This is a genomic window from Shinella sp. JR1-6, from assembly GCF_004284735.1.
Taxonomy (GTDB): Bacteria; Pseudomonadota; Alphaproteobacteria; order Rhizobiales; family Rhizobiaceae; genus Shinella.
Window position 1 is genome coordinate 1 of the sequence record NZ_SHMI01000086.1, and the last position, 3,033, is coordinate 3,033.

1 protein-coding gene and 2 pseudogenes are annotated in these 3,033 nt (G+C 57.8%); all 3 read right to left on the reverse strand.

Annotation, left to right across the window (positions count from 1 at the left end):
* Positions 1-201 precede the first annotated feature (201 nt).
* Positions 202-1,023 (reverse strand): annotated as a pseudogene (gene istA / locus EXZ48_RS34250) (IS21 family transposase); the annotation flags it as partial.
* Positions 1,019-2,617 (reverse strand): IS66 family transposase, encoded by a 1,599-nt coding sequence (locus EXZ48_RS34255; protein ID WP_130521509.1) that lies wholly within the window; start codon positions 2,615-2,617, stop codon positions 1,019-1,021. The pseudogene istA and the gene EXZ48_RS34255, both read right to left, overlap by 5 nt.
* 74 nt (positions 2,618-2,691) lie before the next feature.
* Positions 2,692-2,922, reverse strand: a pseudogene (gene tnpB, locus EXZ48_RS36045) (IS66 family insertion sequence element accessory protein TnpB); the annotation flags it as partial.
* Positions 2,923-3,033 lie beyond the last annotated feature (111 nt).

Consider the following 3,033-nt stretch of genomic DNA (forward strand, 5'->3'; position numbering starts at 1 on the left):
ACCTCAATCCATTGTTCAAATTGAGAGAATCACAGATCAACACGTCAGTAAAGACATCCGCGCACAGGTCTCTTAGCGTAGCGCTCGGTGGGGTTATTTTGCGGCTGGTGGGGACCTCTCAAACTGGATAATCACCAGCAGGTTTAGGTTGGCAGAGTCTTGCATGACCCAAATCGACAGGAAACTTACTTCGGTTCAAAACGGCTTAGCCCAGTCTCTGAATGGAGCGCCGTTGCGCAACGCGCCGGGTTTGCGAGCCAGAACAGGGACATAGTGCCATGGATTGTAGGTGGTCTCGCCGCGACCGAAGCAACGTTTGTGCTCGCCGACATTGACCCCATCCTGCTTGATGACGATCCGATCAGCATAGGCATGCACCTCGACTGGACGGCCGACGGCAGTCGACAGGACCGAGTATTTGTTGTTGTCGAAACGGACCGTGCAGGTCTTCGACACCGAGGCCGGAACACTGTGGAAGCCATCAAACGACCCGACATAACGCACGAGGCTAACGCGCTCGGCCTCGAACATTTGCCAGATGGTCTGTCCCGTCTGTTCGGGATGGCTATGAGCCTTGGCATAGGCAACGCATTTGTCGAGCAGCCAGGCATTCAGTTCATCCACGCTCTTGACCCGCAGGCGCGGCGTGAAGAAGCGCTCGCGCACAAGGCCGACCTGGTTCTCGACCTGTCCTTTCTCCCAGCCGGATGCGGGCGTGCAGGCAACCGGCTGGACGAGATAGTGACTGCACATCTGCAGGAAGCGGCGATTGTAGAGCCGTTCTTTGCCGACAAACACGGCCTCCACCGCCGTCTTCATATTGTCGTAGATGCCGCGTGTGCAGGTGCCGCGGAAGAAGGCGAACGCTTTGTCATGAGCGTCAAACACCATCTCCTGGCTCTCACGCATATAGGCTCGCGCGAACATCATCCGGCTGTGGCAGAGCCGGACATGAGCGACCTTCACCGTTGTCGTTACCCCGTTGATCAGGACGATCTCGTGGCTCCAGTGTAAGCGGTTAGCCGGCAGCGTCTGGCATAAAGTTCCAAGGCATCAGAGCCTCAATATCCTGAGCGGGCCATCCGTTGGCCATGCGAACTAAGGTCTGTGTCAGCCAGGCGAGCGGATCGACGTTGTTCATTTTAGCTGTCTGCAAGAGCGTGGCGATCGTGGCCCATGTGTTGCCACCGCCTTCGCTTCCGGCAAATAGACTATTCTTCCGTGTGATCGTTTGGGGACGGATTGCGCGCTCAACGATATTGGAGTCAATCTCGATGCGACCGTCACCGAGAAAGCGCTCCAGAGATTGTCGGCGGGTCATTGCATAGCGGATCGCTTCCGCGGTCTTGGACTTGCCAGAGACCTTCACCAGCTCCTTTTCCCAGATTTCAAAAAGGTTCGCGACAATGGCCGCCGACCGCTCTTGTCGTGCGGCAGCCCGGATGTTGGCATCCTTTCCCCGGATCTCGTCCTCGACCTTCCACAACTCGGTCATCGCCTTCACCGAGGCTGTCGCGGCCTGATTGATGCCACCGATATGCAGTTCGTAAAATTTGCGCCTGACGTGAGCCCAGCACCCTGCCAGGGTGATGGTTTCATTACTGCCAGCCTTGACCTGCTCTTTGACCATACTTGTATAGGCACCGTGCCCATCAACCTGGAGAATGCCGGTGAAGCCGCTCAGGTGACGGGCAACGCAACGCCCACCTCTGCTGTCTTCAAATCTGTAGGCGACCATCGGCGGTTCTGATCCCCCGAACGGCCGATCGTCACGCGCATAGGCCCACAGCCACGCCGTCATTGTTTTTCCCGAGCCAGGCACCAGGGTTGGTAATGTCGTTTCGTCGGCAAACACCCTTTCACCCGCTTTGATTTTCTCCAGGATGTAATCCGCAAGGATCTTGAGCTCAAAGCCGAGATGTCCCATCCATTGAGCCATCAACGAGCGGCTCAGCGCCACGCTATCGCGCAGATAGATTGTTTCCTGACGGTAGAGCGGAAGGCCGTCGGCATATTTGGATACGGCGATGTAGGCCAGCAGCCGTTCGCTCGGCAGGCCGGCTTCGATGATATGGGCAGGCGCGAGAGCCTGCAGCACGCCATCACGGCCTCTAAACGCGTATTTGGGCCGACGAGTAACGATGACCCTAAACTTCGGCGGGATGACATCGAGCCGCTCGGAGCGGTCCTCACCGATCAAAACCTTCTCTAAGTCCCGGCACTCTTCAGGGGTTTCAGGCTCGATAACCTCCTCAATGCGCTCGAGGTGGGCGGCAAAGCCCTTGCGCGGGCGTGCTTCCCGCTTCGGCTTGTCTTTCCGTGACTGGTCGAGCTCGCTGTCGATCGCTGCCAGGCCGGTCTCGACTTCCTCGAACGCAAAGTCGATCTGATCGTCGTTGACCCCCAGTCGCAGCCGTTCCGAGCGCGTGCCTTTCTGAGCCCGCTCAAGCACTTTCACAATCGCAGTGAGAGTGGCTATCCGCTCGTCCGTATCCTTCTTGAGCGCCTCAAGCCGGGTGATCTCCGCTCGGGCAGCGGCGCCTTCTGCGCTCATGGCGACGATCATCGCCTTGAGTGCATCAACGTCGTCAGGAAGGTCCGAAGCAGAGAACGTCATAGCAGGAAGTAGATCACAAATAGTGACCTTTTCCTAGCGTTTACAGTAACATGCGTCGGATATCTTGGCGGGGTTCAGCCCGTCGAAAGCGGCCTCCTAACTGTCGCCGGGCGGATCTTCTTCCAATCCATTCCGCCCAGTAGGGCCATGAGCTGGGCGTGATCCAGACGGATGCGCGCCGCCGTCGCTGCCGGCCAGCAAAAGCCATTTCCTTCGATAACTTTCGAATAAAGACAGACCCCGCTGCCATCCCACCACACGATCCGGACACGGTCTGTTCGCTTGGAGCGGAACACATAGAGGGCGCCATTATAGGGTTATGTGGCGCGCCACATAACCGTTCTTATGTGCCGGGCGAGATTATGTGGCGGATCCGTCCTTGCGCCAGCCGAGGCCCGTCTAATCTGGAATTCTCC

Bases quoted from the DNA above. Each gene is read 5' to 3' on its own strand.
- EXZ48_RS34255 (WP_130521509.1), bottom strand. From the start codon at position 2,617: ATGACGTTCTCTGCTTCGGACCTTCCTGACGACGTTGATGCACTCAAG.